We start from the raw sequence: 17,308 nt of genomic DNA, 5'->3' as shown, positions 1-17,308 counted from the left end.
GTCCTCCGCTTTCCTTTTCTTCCCGATGGATAATGTCTATACGAGGCGAAGGGCCGGCGCGAGTCCGTCGTCGGCGTCCGAATGGCGGAGGGGTTAACCTGGAGCAGCCGTCGAAGACCGTCCTGATCTGCTCGTGCGAAGACACGATGTCCCTCGACGTGGCTGCGATCCGGCGCGGATGCCCGAACAGCGAGGTCAAGAGCTTTCGCCACCTCTGCGGTGCGGAGCTCGACCACTTCCGCAAGCTTGCCGCGGCAGAGGGCGTATTGACGGTCGCCTGCACGCAGCAGGCAACGCAGTTTTCGGACGAGGCCGGCGAACGGCCCGAAGTGATCAGCTTCGTCAACATCCGCGAAACGACCGGCTGGTCCCGCGACGGCGCGCGCGCCGGCGCGAAAATGGCCGCCCTGCTCGCATCCGCCTCCATCCCCGCCCCGGACTATCCGCTCGTCACCTTGTCGAGCGAGGGCGTGATCCTGATCTACGGGCGCGATGAGGCCGCGATCGAAGCCGGCCGCCTGCTTGCCGATCACCTCGACGTCACGGTGATGCTGAAGCAGCTCGATGACACGGTGCCGCCAGCTGTAACGGTCTTTCCGATCGTGAAGGGCATGATCCGCTCCGCAAAGGGACATTTCGGCGCGTTCGAGCTTGCGATCGACGACTATGCGCGTCCCCGCCCCTCCTCGCGCGATCGTTTCGTGCTGGACCCGCCGCGAAGCGGAGTCACCTCGCGCTGCGATGTCATCCTCGATCTTTCCGGCGATGTGCCGCTGTTTCCTGCCCACGATCTGCGCGACGGCTATCTGCGCGCCGACACGAAGGATCCCGCTGCAGTGCTCCGCGCCGTGCTGACCGCGCGCGATCTCGTCGGCAGCTTCGACAAGCCGAAATATGTCGACGTCGCGCCCGCGCTTTGCGCCCATTCGCGCTCGAAGCGCACCGGCTGCCATCGCTGCCTCGATCTCTGCCCGACCGGAGCGATCACGCCCGTCGGCGATCATGTCGCAATCGATCCGAACATCTGCGCGGGCTGCGGCCAATGCGCAGCTGCCTGCCCCACCAGTGCGGTATCCTACACGCTGCCGCCCGCCGATGCGCAGCTCCAGAGAATCCGCGCCATGCTGCTCGCCTACCGCGAGGCCGGCGGCGCGAATGCGGTGCTGCTCTTTCACGACAGCCCGCACGGCACGCCTCTGATCGATGCCCTCGCGCGCCATGGCGACGGCCTGCCGGCGAACGTGCTTCCCTTTGCCGTCAACGAGCTCACGCAGCTCGGGCTGGAAGCGATTGTCGGCGCCTTCGCCTATGGCGTATCGGCCGTGCGCTTCCTGCTCCGTGCCAAGCCGCGCCACGACGTGACCGGACTGTCGCAGACGATCGCGATGGCCGAAGCGATCCTCGGCGGCCTTGGATTTGCGGGCCGTCGCCTCGCCACCATCGAAACCGACGACCCCGATGCGTTGGGCGAGCATTTGACTGACATCGGCACGCTCACTGCGGTCGCGACGCCCGCGACCTTCAGGACCGTCGGCAAGCGGCGCGACCTCTTGCGGTTCGCCCTGAGCGAGCTGCATCGACTGGCGCCGCAGCCGGTCGACGTGATCGCCTTGCCGCAGGGTGCGCCGGTCGGCGCAGTCACAGTCGACACCGATGGCTGCACGCTGTGCCTCTCCTGCGTCTCGGCCTGCCCGACCGGCGCGCTGCGGGACGATCCCGAACGGCCCATGCTGAAATTCATCGAGGATGCCTGCGTGCAATGCGGCCTGTGCCAGAGCACCTGTCCGGAGAAGGTCATCAGCCTCAAGCCGCAGATCGATTTCCGCGCGGCGCGCGCTCCCGCGACGATCATCAAGGAAGAGGAGCCCGCACTCTGCGTCCGCTGCGGCACGGCCTTCGGAGTCAAGAGCACGATCGACCGCATCGCAGCCAAGCTCGAGGGCCGGCACTGGATGTATCCGGTCGGCGACCGGCGGATCGAGGCACTGAGAATGTGCGCGGACTGCCGCGTCATCGTCATGAGCGAGCAGCAATTCGATCCGTTCAAAGGCGTCCCGGAACGAACGCCGCCGCGGACGACGGATGACTATCTGCGCCAGCGCGAGGGCAAGGACTAACAAGGCGAACCGACATCTTCGCAAGGGGCCGAAACCAGGGAAGCATCACCATGTCTCGTTTGATCACCGCTCTGTCGACGTGCATGATCTCCATCGCTCTCGCCGGCGGCGCGGCCGAAGCCGCCGCTCCTCCGCTGACCAAGGCGCAGAAAGTTGCGGTGAAGCAGGCGGTGGTTGCCTGCAAGGCCGAAGCGAAGGGCAAGAAGATCGCGTGGCTGTCGCGCCGGAAATACGTCAACCATTGCGTCGCGGAAGCGCTCAAGGAGCAACCCGGCATCGACGTCATTCAGATCCTCAAGCAGCATCCGGAAATGAGGGATTTCCCGATGGACAATTGGGACTCGATCTGAGGGAGCCAAAGCGCGATGAGATTTAGGTGAATCGTCATCGCGCTTCTGGTTGTTGTTACGCATGATCTTTCGGAAAACCGCTTCGCACTTTTCCGGATCATGCTTTAGCGCGACGTCGCGCGGCCCAGAAACTCGGTGAGCGCGCGTCGGTCCTCGGCCGAGCCGATGCGCTGCTCCGGCATCTTGGTGCCGGGGGTGTAGGCATTCGGCCCGATTTCGAACAATCTTGCGACCGTTTCCGGTGTCCAGACGATGTCCATCGTCTTCAGCGCATCGGAGAAGCGATATCCCGGCAGCGAAGCGATCCTGCGGCCGTATAGCCCCGCAAGGGTCGGACCCGCACGCTGCACCTCCTTGTCCGACAGCGTGTGACAGGCAACACACGCCCGAAAGACATCGGCGCCATGATCGCCGGCATAGGCGGCGAGCGGATCGGCCGGTGTGCCGATCAGACCCGAGCCGATGGGATCGCCGGTGCGCGCATTCCAGCGCCTGATCCTGCCGTCCGCACCACCCGTCATCAATGTCTCGCGATCTGGAAGGAAGACGGCCGACCACACCGGCAGCCCGGGCCCGACCAGCGTGCGCAGCAGGTTGCGCGACTTGCGATCGATGATCGCCACTGTTCCGCCGGTGCCGGCGGCAGCGATCAACGCGCCGTCCGCCGACATCGTCAAGGCCACCACCGGTGTCGGGCTGGCCGCGACCTCGCCGCTGACCTTGCCGTCCTTGGTCAGCATGCGCAGCCTGCCATCGACCGCGCCTGTGACGATTTCACCATCCGGCGCCACCGCCACGGCGTTCAGCGGCGCCGGCAACGTCACGATTTCAGGCTGGCCATCAGGCAAACGCCAGATCCGCAGCGCAAGATCGTAGCCGACGCTGACAAGCCCGCCGTCCGGTGCGAAGGCGACGCCGTTGACGTTTTGCGTATGCCCTTCGAGCACGCGCGACGTGCCGTCCGACAGCGACCAGAGCCGCACCGTCCGGTCCCATGACGCCGATGCGAGCAGCGTCCCGTCGGGCGACACAGCAAGCGCCGCAATCGGAGCGACATGTCCCTCCAGCACCCGGTCCGGCTCCGGCCGGCCCGCCGCCCACACCGCAATTCGTGCGTCGGCACCGGCCGTGATCATGCGGCGGTCCTGCAGAAAGGCAACGGCATTGACGCCACCGGCATGATACCGCAGCACTTGCTCTGCGGTATCCGTCTTGAGCGACCAGCGAATGACCGCCGTGTCGAAGCTGCCGGAGAGAAGGTCCTCCCCATCCGGGGAAACGGCAAGAGCCCGAATCGGGCCACCGTGTCCGACCATGTCGGCGTGCACGGATGATCCGGCAAAGATGGCCCACAGAGCCACGGCCACCTTCGTGCACAAAGGTGATCTGTTCATTTCCGGCCGGCCCTGCTTGAGGTCCACATTCTGAAGATTGCCAGAACAGGCGGCCGAAATGAATATCCGGGACCAGTCTACTTGGCCGGTGCCGTGGTGGTCTTGGAGGATCCCTCCGGCGCGGCCTGCATTCCAGGCGGACTCTGGCCCTGGGGACTTTCGGCCGGCGCACCACCCGAACCTGTATTGATTGGGCCCGTCCAACCCTGCGGCTGTGCCTGGCCCTTCTCTTCAGGAGGGGTTTTCGTCGCCGACGGGTTGATTTGCGCGGGCTGGGCCAGGGCACTCTCAACAAAGCAGAATGCTGCGAAGCACAAGATCGTTCTCGGTAATGTCACGCAAGGCCTCCGATGCGCTCACTAGGCTTGCAAGCAACCTGCGAGGCCTGCTTCCGTTCCGAAGCGTGCGGCGCGACAGCCTGCCTCGCACATCCCCCGCTTGAATGCCGATAGCCCGGACACTAGATTGTGCCTACTCATGTCGAGGAAAACCGCATGCAGGGTCGAACGGGGCCGATTATGCGGATGATTGCGCGGCTACGGGTTCTTGGCGCCATTGATGGCCTGCAGGATCCCGCCGCGCGAGAAGCCTCCCCTTTCCTCTTCCTCGTTGCCGTCGTGCTCGCGCTGCTGCTCGCAATCCTGGAAGTCGATTCGAACAGCGCCGGGCTTCAGTCCCTTGGCTTGATGGGCAATGCGTTTTCCGCCGATCCCGTGTTCAAGAGCCCATAGGACCGGGGATGCCTTGACGGGATCGACGAGCTTGCTCGCGATACGTCGTGTCGTATAGATGGCTTGATGTTCCAATCGGGGGAGGCTGAGGATGAAGGTTTTTTTGCTTGGCTGCGTCGCGGCCCTGGTCATTGCGATCGCAGGGATGGAGGTCTTGAATCGAGTCCAGGAGCCCGTCGCTCAAGCGTTTGCTACGTCCGCGGTACGACTCTGAGAAGCGCTCAGTCGCGCTTGAGCCCGATCGACTTGACGATGGGAGCCAGGCGGGCGAGCTCGTCCTCGACCAGACGCTGAAACTTGTCGGGGCCTGAATCGATGTCCGGCTCCAGACCTTGCGAACGATAGCCTTCCTGCAACTGAGGATCAGCCATCGCCGTGCGGGTCGCTGCAGCGATCCGCACCACGATCGCATCCGGGGTTGCTTTTGGAGCAAACAGGCCAAACCAGCCGGCGTATCTGAGGCCGGGCATGCCGGATTCGATGACCGTCGGAATCTCCGGCGCGCCGCTCAGCCGCCGGTCGCTCGTCACGGCGATCAGCCGCAGCTTGCCGGCAAAGTGCAATTGCAGGAGCTGGCTCGAGACCACCGCAATGACCGCGTTGATCTCGCCATTGACGAGGTCGTTGGTAGCGGCCGCCATGCCCCGGTAAGGGACGTGGATCAAATCCGCCGCAAGTCCCGATTGCTGCCTGAACAGCTCTCCGACGAGATGATTGCCGGTGCCGACCCCCGGAGTGCCATAGGAAAGCCCGCCCGGATTCGCCTTCGCAAAGGCTGCCAGCTCCCGCAGGTCCTTCACCGGCAAGGATGGATGAACCGCGAATGCGAGCGTGCTCGTAATCAGCCGATAGATGGCGCGAAAATCGCGAATCGTGTCGTAGGCAGGCTGCGCCGAGGACAACGGAATCGTCACCTTCGTGCTGCCATTGCCGAGCAGAAGCGAGTAGCCGTCGGGAGCACTCTGCGCCACCGCTGCGGAGCCGATCGCACCGCCGGCGCCCCCGATATTCTCGACATGGACCGGGCCGAGCAGCGGCGCGACCTTGTCGGCCCAGGGACGGCCGATCAGATCACCTGCGGCGCCAGCCGTATAGGGAATGACCAGCTTGATGGAGCGGGAGGGATAATCGTCGGCGGTCGCACCGCCGGGCCAAGCAGCCAGCGCCGTGAGGCGCGCCGCCGTATCGAGCAGTTCTCGCCGCGAGAGAAGGGACATCGTCTGCGTATTCGGGACCGGACTGATTATCTGGCACGAATAAGGGCGCCCGAAAATCCGCGCGGGGAGATCGCTGCCCTGCACAATGCGGGCAGCAGTGGCTGCACTGGCCCTGCGCGACCACACGGTCAATCATGACGCGGGTGACAGATCTGCCTCTGCCGTTTCAGCGTTCGCACCTCAGAATTGCACACCGCGCGTCAGGGCACCGTCGACGACGAGGTTCGTTCCGGTGATGAAGCTGGCGGCGCCACTTGCGAGAAATACGACTGCGTTCGCCATCTCCTGCGGCGTCCCCATCCGGCCGGTGGGATTGAGCGCAAGCGCCGCCTTGTAGAGCTCGGGATTGTTGTCCTTGATGGTGTTCCAGACACCGCCTTCGAAATAGGTGTTGCCCGGCGACACCGTGTTGGCGCGGATGCCCTTGTGTGCGAGCTGATTGGCGAGACCCTGCGTGTAGTGGATGATGGCGGCCTTGAAGGTGCCGTAGGGGCCGGCCGCGAAATCGACCTCGCGCCCGGAGACGCTGGAGATGGCGACGATCGCACCGGCACGGCTCTTCTCCAGATAAGGCATGGCCGCATTCACCAGCCGGACCGTGCCCATCATGTCGGTCGAGAATTCCTTGGCCCAGCTTTCATCGTCCTGCCCGATGGCGAGCGCGCTCACATTGGCCACGACGACGTCGATTCCGTCCAGCTTGGTCGCCATGTCGACCACCCAGGCCTTGAGTGCCGCACCATCGGACACGTCGACCGCAGCGCCGAAGGCCGCGACGCCTTTGCTCTTGAGCGCTGCAACGGTGCTGTCGACGTCCGCCTGGCTGCGCGCGCAGATGCCGAGATTTGCGCCCTCGGCGGCAAAGGTCTCCGCGATCGCACGGCCTATCCCCTTGGTGCTGCCGGTGACGAGAACCTTGGCGCCCGCAAGTCCTAGATCCATGATCGTCTCCTTTTCTTCCCTGTAGATTTACACGTTCAATGGTTGTTTGCCATTGCCCTCACCAGCCCTCGATAGCTGTGTGGCATTCGCATCGAAACGAGGTCCTTTCGTCGCACCACGTTGGTCGGGTACACGCTGTCCAGATTGGTGGTGTCGACGACAGCTGTAGCAAGGCTCGTGCCGTCCGCTGCAATCGCTTCGCGGCGGGGGAATTCGAACGTATCGGGGCCGAACACGCCGCTCAGGCCGGGATAGCCGTGTTCGGGATCGAAGACATTGGCAAACGCCAGGAACACGTTGTTCTCGCCGGCGCGGACGCGGAAGTGATGCCAATGATGCGGATCGGCGCCGGTCGGGATCGGGGCCGGCTGCGCAACGGATGTCCCCGGATGCGGCGAACCGAAGGAGCCCTTGACCGCCGCGCAGCACCCGATGATGTCGCAGCCGCGAAGTGCGAGGACCCTCCCCGCCTCCGGAAACGCCGCATCGTGGCCGATCAACAGGCCTACTCGCCCGATCGGCGTGTCGACGACGGCCCAGTCGTCGCCCGCCGTGGCCCAGCTCCGCTCCTCTTCGGTCAAATGCGTCTTGCGATAGGGCGTGATCTTTCCATCCGGAGCGATCAGGCAGGCGCTGTTGTAGACGGCAGCGCCCGCGCGCTCGGCCATCCCACAGACGATGTGGATCTGGAGCTGCGCAGCGAGCGCGTGCAGGCTCTCCGTGGCAGGGCCCGGTATCGACTGCGCCGATCTCGCCGGATCTGCGAGGCCGGAGACCGCAAGCTCCGGGAATACGACGAGCGCCGCGCCGTCCGCCTCGGCCTGCCGCGCAAGGTTCGCGATCGCCTCGAGATTTCGCGCAACATCGGCACTGGGTGCGAATTGGGCCGCGGCAATGCGCGAGCGGACTCCCTCCGGCCAGGGCTCGTGGCCGTAAAGGCCGAAGAAATCGCGCGGATTCCAGCTGAAGGTGTCGGTGAGCAGTTCCGGATAGAGCTCGGGCCGGCGTTGACGGAAGACAGGCTCGCCCAGCACGCGGCGTGCACGCGCAATATCGAGATCGATCTCGGCCAGCGCGACCCCGTCGCCCTTGTCGAGGACCGTGATCACCTGGCCATCCGGCGCGATCACACAGCTCCCGCCGCTGAACTGGACGGTGCGCTCGAGCCCCCAGCGGTTGCTCTCGACCACGTAGCAGCCGTTCTCGAAGGCACGGCTGATCCAATAGGGCGCCGGCGTTCGCTCCGCGAGCCAGTTGGAGATATGGCAGATGACGTCCGCGCCCCCCAGCGCCATCAGCCGCGCGGTCTCCACGAAATGGATGTCCATGCATATGAGGAGCGCGATCCGTCCGATCGGTGTGTCGAAGACCTGGTTGTGCAGGTCGCCCGCCGCCGCCCATTTCGGTTCGGAGATATAAGGATGCGTCTTGCGATGGCGGCCGACGATGCCATCGGGCCCGACGAGCACTGCCGAGTTGAAATAGATGTCGTCCTCGTCGACTTCAGGCATGCCGACCACGATGTAGCAGTCATGCTTGCGTGCCAGCGCCGCAAACCGGTCGGTGGTCGGCCCCGGAATCCGCTCGACATAGGGCCGAACCTCGGCGCGGTCGAACCAGCAATAGCCCGTGGTTCCCATTTCCGGCGTGACGATGAGCTTCGCGCCGGCCGCCGCCGCCTGCTCACAGAGTTCGAGCAGGCGCGCGATGTTGCGCTCCTTCTCGAACATGATCGGCTCGAACTGGACGGTGGCGACCTTGTGCACGGTGGACATGAGCTGGCTGGCCTCAACCGAGATAGGACTTCTTGATGGAAGCGCCGAGCGTATACTTCGGATCGACCATGTTGCCGAGACGCACCCGACCGGCCTGGGTCAGCAGCATGTAGGCATCGATCTCGTCGAAACCGTAGTCCGCCGCCATCCAGCGGCAGAGCTCGCGATACGCGATGCGGGCTGCATCTTCCATCGGACGGGCCGAGCCGATCGTCATGATGAAGTCCTTGGTCTCCAGCCGCGGCCAGGCGATGGTCCAGCCCTTGATCAGGTCGACCTGCACCGTGGTCACGGTCGGATGCTCGATGGCGACGCCGCAGAGCTCGCCGTCGCCCTGCGCCGCATGGCAGTCGCCGAGATAGAGCAGCGCGCCCTTGGTGTTGACGGGCAGATAGATGATGGCGCCGACGCCGACGTCGGGCAGATCCATGTTGCCGCCATAGTAATCCGGGACGAGCGACGAGATCGCCTCGATCTCCGGCGAGGTGCCGATGGTGCCGATGAAGGGCTCATAGGGCAGCGTGATCTTGTCGTTCCATTTGGTTCCGGTCTTGGCGTCGATCTCCAGCTTCTTGACGCGCTCGGGCAGCGCCGGATTGAGCAGCGCCGTGTTGCCCGTACTGACCAGCCCACCGAATTCCGGCATGATCACCGTGGTGCCACGCGGCTGCGGCCCGCGCGGCACGATGCTCTCGATATAGACCGCGAGCGTATCGCCCTTCTCGGCGCCGTTGACGTGGATCGGCCCGTTCTGCGGATTGAGGAAGGGAAAGTTGAGAATCTTCGACGGGCTGTCGGTCTCGTTCTTGATGGCGCCCTCGAACGCGTCATGGGTCTCCGCGGAGACGACGGCGCCGGGATCGACCGTCAGCACCGGCTTCACATAGGGGCCGTAGACATAGTGGTACTTGCCCTGCTCGCTTTCCGTGATCGTGTAGCTGGTGCCGCGCTCGCCCTTGGCGACGCCCTTGCGGGCCATGATGGAGTCTTTCTGCCAGGACATTTGCTTTTCTCCTTCTGTCGTTGGCGTAGGTCTTCAAACCGCGAGATGACGGCGCATCTCGGCCGCGTCGTCGAGCGCCGCGCGATCGAGGTTGGCGACGATGCGTCCCTTGTCCATGACGTAGCAGCGCTGCGCCATGGCGCGGATCATGTCGAGATTCTGCTCGACCAGGATGATGGTCACCCCGGTCCTGTGGTTGAGCTCGACCATGTTGCGCGCGATGTCCTGGACGATGTTGGGCTGGATGCCCTCCGAGGGCTCGTCGAGCAGGATGAGGTTCGGGTCGGCGATCAGGACCCGTCCGATTGCGAGTTGTTGCTGCTGGCCGCCGGACATGGTGCCGGCGCGTTGATGCCAACGCTCCTCAAGGATCGGGAAGGCTTCGACGATCTTGCGCCGGCCCGCTTCGGGAATGCCGCCGCCCTTGATCGCTGCGCCGACCGCGACGTTCTCGCCGACGGTCAGCCGCGGAAACACGTCGCGCCCCTGCGGCACATAGCCCATGCCGAGGCGCGCCCGCTTGTGCGCAGGTAACGATTCCACGGCCTCACCGCGGTAGACGATCGAGCCGCCCATGACCGGCACGAGCCCGATCAGGCTCTTCATCAGTGTGGACTTGCCGACGCCGTTGCGACCGATGACGGCGACGATCTCCCCTTCCCGCACCTCGATCTCGAGGCCCTGGAGCACCGGCTTGCCGCCATAGCCGGCACGCAACGCCAGCGTCGACAGGATCACTTCCTTGCGCGGCACATCAAGCATGGGCCTGCCCCAGATAGATCGCCGCCACGCGTTCGTCGGCCACGATCTCGTCGATCGAGCCTTGCGCGAAGACCTGCCCGAGATGCAGCACGGTGACGCGGTGCGCGACCTGCCGGACGAAGGCCATGTCGTGCTCGATCGCCAGCACCGTCATGCCGTCGGCATTGAGCCGCTGCACCATCTCGCCGGTCATGTGGGTCTCCTCGGGCGACATGCCGGCGGTGGGCTCGTCCAGCAGAAGAAGGCGCGGCTTCAGGCTGACCGCCATGCCGATCTCGAGCCATTGCTTCTGGCCATGGCTGAGATTGCCGGCGATCTGCGCCTGCTCCGATTCCAGCCCGAGGAAGGTCAGCAGCCGGCCGATCTCCGCTTCGAGCTCAGCGCCACGATGCCGGCTCTGCAGGGCGATCTCGAGGTTCTGGCGGACCGACAGGCCCTTGAAGACGCCGGGCACCTGGAACTTGACCGAGAGGCCGCGGTGAATCCGCGCAAAGGATTTCAGCGCCGTGATGTTCTCGCCGGCAAAGAGAATGTCGCCGCTGCCGGGATGATACTCGCCGAGGATCAGGCGGAACAGCGTGCTCTTGCCGGCGCCGTTCGGGCCGATCAGGCAGTGGATCTCGCCGGCTTGCAGCGTGAGATCCACGGAATTGGTCACGTGCAGACCGCCGAAATGCTTGTTCAGCTGACGCAGTTCGAGCAGCGACATCAGCCGGCCCTCTGCGTGAAGCGGGCGGCGATGCGGCCGAGCCAGTTCATCACCCCGAGCACGAGACCGTTCGGGGCGATCAGGACCGTGAGCACCAGCAGCACACCCATGAAGACCAGCGCGTACTGGCTGCCGTAGATCGTGAGCGCCTGAAATGCGGCGAGCACCACCAGCGTGCCGATCACGGTCGAGGTCAGATCGCTGCGGCCGCCGACGGCGACCCAGATCAGTGGCAGCGCCGCTGCTGTCATGCCCATGCTCGACGGCGTGATGTACTGGCCCCACGCCGTGTAGAGCACGCCCGATATCCCTGCGAGTGCGGCGCCGATGACGAAGGTGATGAGCTGGTACTTGCGGATGTCGTAACCCAGCATCTCCGCCCTCTCCGGGTTCTCACGGATCGCGACGATGACGTTGCCGAAAGACGAGTTCATCAAAATCCGCAAGGCCAGATAAACGAAGACGAGAAGGCCGAGCACGAGGTAGTAGAGCCCGACATCGGCGAACAGCACGATCGGCTCGCCCGGCCAGGGGATGGTCAGTGGCGGCATCGCGCTCATGCCGTTGAAGCCGTTGAGCCGCGCGCTGCCGATGTGCCATTCCGGACCCGCGGTCTGTGCCATGAAGCGTTCCAGCATCAGGGTCACGGCGAGCGTGACGATGCCGAGGAACACGCCGGCGATGCGGCCGAAGAACATGAAGTAGCCGAGCAGAACCGCGAACAGTGCCGCGATCCCAACCGCCATCACCAGCGCCAGCAGCGTGAAGCCGTAGGCGGAGCCGAAATTGATGGTGAGGACGCCATAGCCATAACCAGCAATGCCGAAGAACGCGGTCTGGCCGAAGGAGAGCGAGCCGCCGTAGCCCCAGATCAGGCATAGGCTGAGCGCGATGAAGACCCAGACGAAGAAGTAGACGGTGTTGCCGACCGTGTAGCCGTCGCTGAACAGCGGATAGGCGAGTGCGGCAGCGAGCACGAGTGCGAACAGGCCCCAGAAGGCCGGACCGCGACCGACGGTCTGCGGGCCTTCGAGACGGCGGAACATTGCAAGGAGACCGGTCACGACGCCATCACTCCGTCAGGTGCGCTCGCGCAGCACGAACCCGGAAATGCCTTTCGGCAACACCCGGACGACGATGATGACGGCGACCAGCAGGCCGATCTGGCCGAACAGCTGTCCCTGCCAGGACGTCATCACCGACTTCACCACCGCAAGCACGCCGCCGGCCGGTGCAGTGCCGAGGAAGACGTCGGCGCCGCCGATCACCACGGTGACGAAGGCCTCCATGATGAAGGTCGCGCCCATGGTCGGCACCAGCGTCATGGTCGGCGCATAGAGGCCACCGGCAAGACCGGCGAGCCCTGCCCCGCAGGCGAAAGTGAGGCTGTAGATCAGGCGCGTGTCGACGCCGAGCGCAGCCGCCATATGCGGCACCTGGATGGTGGCGCGTGCCAGCACGCCGAACCGCGTCCAGTTGAACAGCGCGTAGAGCGCCGCGAGCACGCCGAGTGCGGCACAGAACAGCACGATGCGATAGATCGAATAGGAATAGTCGCCGACCTGGAAACTGCCGAACGGCGTGCCGACGCCTGCCATGGTCGAGCCGACCATGATCAGCGTGCCCTGCGTGGCGATCAGGCTCAGTCCCCAGGTGGCGACGATGGTGTCGAGCGGCCGGTCGTAGAGATGACGGATGACCGCGAGCTCCACCACGACGCCGACCAGAGCCGAGACGAGCGTGCCGGCCAATATTCCCAGCGGCAGCGGCAGGCCCGCATGCACGGTCGCGGCGGTGACGTAGGCGCCGCACATGATGAACTCGCCATGGGCAAGATTGATCACGCCCATCATGCCGAAGATCACCGCGAGCCCGCAGGCCGAGAGCACCAGGAATGCGAAGGCGTCGCCGAATTGATAGAGCGCCGAGAATACGTGGGTCGCGATGTCCATGAATCAACCAGGATGTGGGAGGATGCGGCGTCGCCGCCGCAGATGTCCGTGACCGCCCCGGCGCGCCGCAAGCGCCGGGGCGATCAGCCGCCGGTCAGGGCTTCGGCGGCGGATTCGATGGCGTGTACTGGGCCATCGGATCCTTCTTGGTGAGATCGCAGCCGGCTTCACCCAGCCAGTACGGCTTGATGTCCTCCCAGACCTTCGGGAAGGAGATCGAGTGATCGGCGCCGACCTTGGCAAGATAGATCGTGTGCGACATGTGCTGGCTCTTCGGGTCGATGCAGACCTTGCCCTCAGGCGCGTCCATGCAGACGTCGCCCAGCGCGATCACCTTGCGGATCTCCTCGCGCTTGGTCGACTTCGCGCGCTCCACCATCTGCTTGTAGAGATAGACCGCGAGATAGGAGTTCTCCGCCTCCTGGTTCACATAAGGCTCGCTCGGGAACTTGGCCTTGAACTTGGCGTAGAACGCCTTGCTCTTGGGCGAGTCGATCTCCTCGATGTAGTTGGTGGTGACGTACATGTCCTTCAGGCTCGGCGGCTTGAAGCGCTTGTGCTCGTAGCCCTGGCCGACATTGACCGAGGAGGCCATCGGCAGGTTGACGTTGGCGGAGGCTGCCTGCTCGTAGTAGGAGGCCTGCGCGGTGCCGACCAGCAGCGTCACCACGAAGTCCGGCTTGGCCTTCTGGATGTTCTGGATGCTCTGCGAGAATTGCGACACGCCGAGCGGGATGAACTCCTCGCCGGCCATCTTGCCGCCGTTCTCCTTGACGATCTTGCGGACCCACTCCGCCGAGATCTGGCCGAAATTGTAGTCGGCTGCGAGCGTGTAGACGTTCTTGCCGTACTTCTCCATCATGTACGGAATGAGCGTCGAGAACTGCTGTTCGGGCACGGCGCCCGTCACGATCATGTGGCCGTCGCAGACGCCGCCTTCATACTGGTTGTTGTAGAAGGCGAAACCGTTGAACTGATCGACGATCGGGCGGTACGCCTCGCGCGAGGCCGAAGAGAATCCCGCGAACACGACATCGACCTTGTCGCGCTGGAGCACGCGCCGCATGAACTCCTGGTAGCGGGTGTTGTCGGACTGCGTGTCGTAAGTGACGAGTTCGATCGGCCGGCCCATGATGCCGCCGGCCTTGTTGATCTCCTCGGTCGCGAGCTGGATGGCGTGGACCTTGCCGATCGTGGCCGCGGCGAAATCGCCGGACTGATCCTCCAGCACGCCGAGCTTGATCGGGTTTTCCGCCGCGAGCGCCAGGTGTGATCCAAGGGGTGATCCGAGGACAAGCGTCCCCGTGAGGGCTGCGGCGCGCAGCCCCCGCAATACAGACTTGCTCATTATGCTTCTCCTAGTACCCACTTTTCTTGGAACGTGAGTCGTGATTCAAGGTCGGGATGATACCCGAAGCAAGAGAAGTCCACCTTTCGAGGAAAGATCGCAAGGTGCTTGAGGCGTGCTGTCGCTCACCGGTGACGTTGCAGCGCGATTTGAAGCGGGCGCGGATAGTTCTGTTGGCGGCGGATGGGCGCAGCACCCGGTCGATCGCCAAGGAAGTTGGGGTCCAGCCGCGGATTGTCAGCCTTTGGCGGCATCGCTATGCCGACCATGGCCTTGAAGGGCTGCAAGACAAGCCGCGGCCTGGCAAGCAGCCGATCTATACGAAGACGACCGACAAGCGGATTCTGAAGCTGCTGGATAAGCCGCCACCGCAAGGGTTTGCGCGCTGGACCGGCCCCCTGCTGGCCGAGGCGCTGGGCGATGTCGATGTCCAATATGTCTGGCGGTTCCTGCGCAGCCACAAGATTGACCTGGTGGCTCGCAAGTCCTGGTGCGAGAGCAACGACCCGAACTTTACGGCCAAAGCCGCCGATGTTGTCGGCCTCTATGTCGCGCCGCCGGCGAAGGCCATTGTGCTGTGCGTGGACGAGAAGCCCTCGATCCAGGCTTTGGAGCGAGCGCAGGGTTATCTGAAGTTGCCCAATGGCCGCGCCTTGACCGGCCAAAGCCACGATTACAAGCGGCATGGCACCACAACATTGTTTGCGGCGCTCGAAGTCGCCACCGGAAAGATCATCGCGACCCATTCAAAACGCCGGCGCCGCGTCGAGTTTCTCGATTTCATGAACAGCGTCACCGCGGCTTTTCCGAACCGCAAGCTTCACGTCATCCTCGACAACCTCAACACCCATAAAAAGAACGAGGACTGGCTCAAGGCCCACCCCAACGTGCAATTTCATTTCACGCCGACAAGTGCGTCATGGCTCAATCAGGTCGAAGTATGGTTTTCCATCTTGCAGGGGCAGTCGCTCAGCGGCACCTCCTTCACGAGCCTCAAGCAGCTTCAGGAACACATCGATGCCTACGTCAACGCATACAACGACAGAGCCGAGCCCTTCGTCTGGACCAAGAAAAAGGTCCGTCAACGCCGTTTCAAAGGCCGCCGTATCACTCAGTTCTGATTCCGGGTACTAGATGGCCTGCTTATTGCCGCCTTGCAGCGTAATGCCGGTCGTGCGGCTGGACGTGTCGGGCGGCTTCGCCCGCTTGCTCAGAAACTCCTCGCAATAGAGTTCCATGTTCTGCCGCGCGCGCATGCTCTCGCGGCGGAGCTGGGAATAGGCACCCTCCTCGTCGAGGCCCTCCTGCCGCATCAGCAGGATGACGGCCCGGATCACCGCGCGGCGGCCGCGGCGGCGCTCCTCGAGATCCTGCAGACGCTCGCTCATTTCGGCGCGCAGCAGGAACTGGTTGATGCCCATGAACAGGGACGTGTAGACCGCGCCGCCATGCACCGGCTTGCGCAGGAATGAGGTCGCGCCCAGATTGACCAGCGCCTTGAGCCGGCTCGGCGCTTCGACGCCAACGAGGCCGATCACCGGCGCCGGCGGCAATCGCGAGGCAGGATTGACCTCGATGGCGACGGCGCCTTCGAGATCGCCGTCGATGAACAGGATGTCACGGTCGGCCTGCAGACTCGCAACATCGATCTGGGCGCGACCGTCGATGATCTCGGGGTACTCCGTGGAAACGCCGAGCTTGGCCAGCGTCGTTTCGAGCGCGCTCTCCCACCCTCCTCGCCTGGTGACGACGATGGCACGGCCGCCCTTGAAGTTCTGCAGCAGTCGGGAGCTCATGATTGCACCACCTTCAAATGTGGAGAGCGCATTGCGCTGGCAAAGCGCGGCGACGACTGAACGAGATAGGGATCCGGCGCGATCGGCTCGCGCGATTCCAGCAGCACTTCGAACTGCCCGTTGGCGGTCGACCGGCCGATCCGAGGCGTGAGCCAGGCGTGGAAGGTCTGGCGGTCGATGCGGACCTCGCCTTGCGGCGCATGCAGCCGCTGGTCTGCCACGGCGGCGCGGACCGTCCGGGCGTCGTCGGTGCCGGCCTGTGACAAGGCCGCTCCGAGCAGCTTGACGGCGATGTAGGACGCTTCGGCATCCGCCGACGAAGCCGGTCCGTCCGGAAAGGACGTCGTGTAGGCGCGAATGAAGGCGCCGTTTTCCGCCGAGTTTAGCGAAGAAAAATAGACACTCGAGGATAGATGTCCATCGATCGCATCCGGGCCGATCTCCGGCAATTCCGGCTCCGACAGCGTGCAGCTCGCAACCGGGATTTCCGCGGCCTGATCGATGCCGCGCGCGCGGCAGGCGGCCCGGAACGCCCGGAAGAACGCGTAGGCGCTGGTGCCGATCAGATTGTTGAAGACGAAGTCGGGGCGTTGGTCGATGATTGCCGCGATCACCTGGTCGACCTCGGTGTCGCCGACGGAGAGATAGCGTTCGGCGAGCACGGTGCCACCGCGCGCAGTCAGTGCCTCCCGGAAGATGCGGTTGTTTTCCCAAGCCCAGATGTAATTAGAGCCGACGCAAAAGGCCCGCGAACCGAGGCGGGATGCCAGGTAGTCGACGAGTGGCAGCACGTGCTGGTTCGGCGCCGCGCCGGTGTAGATGACGTTATCTGAACTCTCGAACCCCTCGTAGTGAGACGGATACCACAGCAGTCCGTCGAGCTTCTCGAAGCACGGGATCACCTCCTTGCGGCTCGACGAGGTGTAGCAGCCGACCACATGCCGGACGCCGGAACCGAGCAGCTCGAGGCTGAGCGAGCGATAGCTCGCGAGGTCGCCGGACGGATTCACGACCACCGGCTCGAGCGCAATATCACCACCGCTCGCATTGATCTCGCGAAAGGCGAGCAGCGCCCCATTCAGCATCGATCGCGCGACGACGCTATAGGACCCCGTCGTCGAGAGCATTACGCCGATCCGGTATGTCGTCCGCGCCATCACTCGTCCCGAAATGAAAAAGGCGCCCATCGGCTCGTTAAGCCGAGGGCGCCCT

The 17,308-nt window shown here is 64.3% G+C and carries 16 protein-coding genes; 3 read left to right on the top strand and 13 right to left on the bottom strand.

All coding sequences use genetic code 11. The annotated features are described in order from the left end of the window. Positions 1–146: 146 nt before the first annotated feature. Both ABIF91_RS31100 and ABIF91_RS31095 read left to right on the top strand, forming a co-directional pair. Entirely contained in the window at positions 147–2,117 is a 1,971-nt protein-coding gene (locus ABIF91_RS31100) for a 4Fe-4S binding protein (RefSeq protein WP_424579575.1), read from the top strand. Positions 2,118–2,167: 50 nt separating this feature from the next. Continuing rightward, a complete protein-coding gene (locus ABIF91_RS31095; protein ID WP_244430135.1) occupies positions 2,168–2,467 on the top strand; it encodes a hypothetical protein in 300 nt (99 codons plus the stop codon). Between the two features lie 104 nt (positions 2,468–2,571). Here the strand turns inward: ABIF91_RS31095 and ABIF91_RS31090 are convergent, their stop codons facing one another. The 11 genes from ABIF91_RS31090 to ABIF91_RS31040 all read right to left on the bottom strand — a co-directional run bounded on the left by ABIF91_RS31090 (position 2,572) and on the right by ABIF91_RS31040 (position 14,300). Beyond that, positions 2,572–3,861: a c-type cytochrome gene (locus tag ABIF91_RS31090; protein ID WP_028176773.1), complete on the bottom strand. Its 1,290-nt coding sequence runs from the start codon at positions 3,859–3,861 to the stop codon at positions 2,572–2,574. Between the two features lie 536 nt (positions 3,862–4,397). Continuing rightward, on the bottom strand, positions 4,398–4,724 hold the full coding sequence (locus ABIF91_RS31085; RefSeq protein WP_035676700.1) for a hypothetical protein: 327 nt from the start codon (positions 4,722–4,724) through the stop codon (positions 4,398–4,400). An 89-nt stretch (positions 4,725–4,813) separates the two neighbouring features. Beyond that, positions 4,814–5,809: a Bug family tripartite tricarboxylate transporter substrate binding protein gene (locus ABIF91_RS31080; RefSeq protein ID WP_028176771.1), complete on the bottom strand. Its 996-nt coding sequence runs from the start codon at positions 5,807–5,809 to the stop codon at positions 4,814–4,816. A 180-nt stretch (positions 5,810–5,989) separates the two neighbouring features. Next, a complete protein-coding gene (locus ABIF91_RS31075; RefSeq protein ID WP_028176770.1) occupies positions 5,990–6,751 on the bottom strand; it encodes an SDR family NAD(P)-dependent oxidoreductase in 762 nt (253 codons plus the stop codon). A gap of 35 nt (positions 6,752–6,786) precedes the next feature. Beyond that, positions 6,787–8,526, bottom strand: a complete 1,740-nt coding sequence (locus tag ABIF91_RS31070) for a nitrilase-related carbon-nitrogen hydrolase (RefSeq protein ID WP_035669427.1) — start codon at positions 8,524–8,526, stop codon at positions 6,787–6,789. A gap of 13 nt (positions 8,527–8,539) precedes the next feature. Continuing rightward, positions 8,540–9,529, bottom strand: coding sequence for an acetamidase/formamidase family protein (locus ABIF91_RS31065; RefSeq protein WP_028176768.1), 990 nt, complete (start codon positions 9,527–9,529; stop codon positions 8,540–8,542). Between the two features lie 33 nt (positions 9,530–9,562). Further along, entirely contained in the window at positions 9,563–10,291 is a 729-nt protein-coding gene (locus tag ABIF91_RS31060; RefSeq protein ID WP_035669424.1) for an ABC transporter ATP-binding protein, read from the bottom strand. Continuing rightward, positions 10,284–11,000 carry an ABC transporter ATP-binding protein gene (locus tag ABIF91_RS31055; RefSeq protein WP_028176766.1) on the bottom strand — a complete coding sequence of 239 codons (717 nt, stop codon included), beginning with the start codon at positions 10,998–11,000 and terminating at the stop codon, positions 10,284–10,286. Before ABIF91_RS31055 ends, ABIF91_RS31060 begins: the two co-directional genes overlap by 8 nt. After that, positions 11,000–12,046 carry a branched-chain amino acid ABC transporter permease gene (locus ABIF91_RS31050; RefSeq protein WP_407059913.1) on the bottom strand — a complete coding sequence of 349 codons (1,047 nt, stop codon included), beginning with the start codon at positions 12,044–12,046 and terminating at the stop codon, positions 11,000–11,002. The genes ABIF91_RS31055 and ABIF91_RS31050 overlap by 1 nt, the downstream gene beginning before the upstream one ends. 33 nt (positions 12,047–12,079) lie before the next feature. Further along, positions 12,080–12,952: an ABC transporter permease subunit gene (locus ABIF91_RS31045; protein WP_025035503.1), complete on the bottom strand. Its 873-nt coding sequence runs from the start codon at positions 12,950–12,952 to the stop codon at positions 12,080–12,082. 94 nt (positions 12,953–13,046) lie between these two features. Beyond that, positions 13,047–14,300, bottom strand: coding sequence for an urea ABC transporter substrate-binding protein (locus ABIF91_RS31040; protein ID WP_028176763.1), 1,254 nt, complete (start codon positions 14,298–14,300; stop codon positions 13,047–13,049). Positions 14,301–14,356: 56 nt separating this feature from the next. Here ABIF91_RS31040 and ABIF91_RS31035 point away from each other — a divergent pair, with 56 nt between their 5' ends. Then, positions 14,357–15,421, top strand: coding sequence for an IS630-like element ISRj1 family transposase (locus ABIF91_RS31035; RefSeq protein WP_424579574.1), 1,065 nt, complete (start codon positions 14,357–14,359; stop codon positions 15,419–15,421). A 9-nt stretch (positions 15,422–15,430) separates the two neighbouring features. Here ABIF91_RS31035 and ABIF91_RS31030 read toward each other — a convergent pair whose 3' ends face one another. Next, positions 15,431–16,096 (bottom strand): ANTAR domain-containing response regulator, encoded by a 666-nt coding sequence (locus ABIF91_RS31030; protein WP_028176762.1) that lies wholly within the window; start codon positions 16,094–16,096, stop codon positions 15,431–15,433. Continuing rightward, positions 16,093–17,253, bottom strand: a complete 1,161-nt coding sequence (locus ABIF91_RS31025) for a transporter substrate-binding domain-containing protein (RefSeq protein ID WP_035669415.1) — start codon at positions 17,251–17,253, stop codon at positions 16,093–16,095. Before ABIF91_RS31025 ends, ABIF91_RS31030 begins: the two co-directional genes overlap by 4 nt. Positions 17,254–17,308: the final 55 nt, after the last annotated feature.

It is taken from the genome of Bradyrhizobium sp. USDA 241, from assembly GCF_049739505.1.
Classification (GTDB): domain Bacteria; phylum Pseudomonadota; class Alphaproteobacteria; order Rhizobiales; family Xanthobacteraceae; genus Bradyrhizobium; species Bradyrhizobium liaoningense.
The sequence above is the reverse complement of the archived record's forward strand: the minus strand, read 5'-3'. Positions and strand labels throughout refer to the sequence as shown.